This window comes from Lysinibacillus sp. 10T31 (assembly GCF_056394365.1).
This window is the reverse complement of the sequence record NZ_JBFTHS010000246.1, coordinates 1-390: the sequence shown is the minus strand read 5'-3', so window position 1 is coordinate 390 and position 390 is coordinate 1. Positions and strand designations below refer to the sequence as shown.

Genomic DNA, 390 nt, shown 5'->3' with positions numbered 1-390 from the left:
TCCCAATGTTTAAGAACTCACCCGCAGTTAAAGCGAGTGTTGCAATGTTATTGGCGTTGCTCTTGGGGGGATGCACCACGGGCCTTGGTCAGTCACTGCCTTATGACGCGTGGAGTCTTAATTTCTTTGGCCGACCTTACATGGAGGTCTGGATTGAAACGGCGGATGTCGTGGATATCAATGGACGCGTGTTCCGCGGYGCAGGYAGYGGAGGAGTGTCTACGGGTTATCCCCGCGCGCTCAGCAAAGGGATACCTGAGAAGTTTCTTGGCAAACCCAAAGGATGGCCTGAACACCCAACGGGCAGTGGCCGACGCGTTACTGGTGCTGATCTACCCCGCTTGGTCTACGTACGCTGGCAGTCGCTGGCCGAACCGCAGACCTATGAAG

The 390-nt window shown here is 55.8% G+C and carries 1 protein-coding gene; it reads left to right on the top strand.

What is annotated here, in order from left to right; all coding sequences use genetic code 11:
• Window positions 1-5: 5 nt before the first annotated feature.
• Window positions 6-390: DUF2931 family protein (locus tag AC1DCY_RS27865; protein WP_477356070.1), on the top strand; the 385-nt coding region annotated here is incomplete at its 3' end.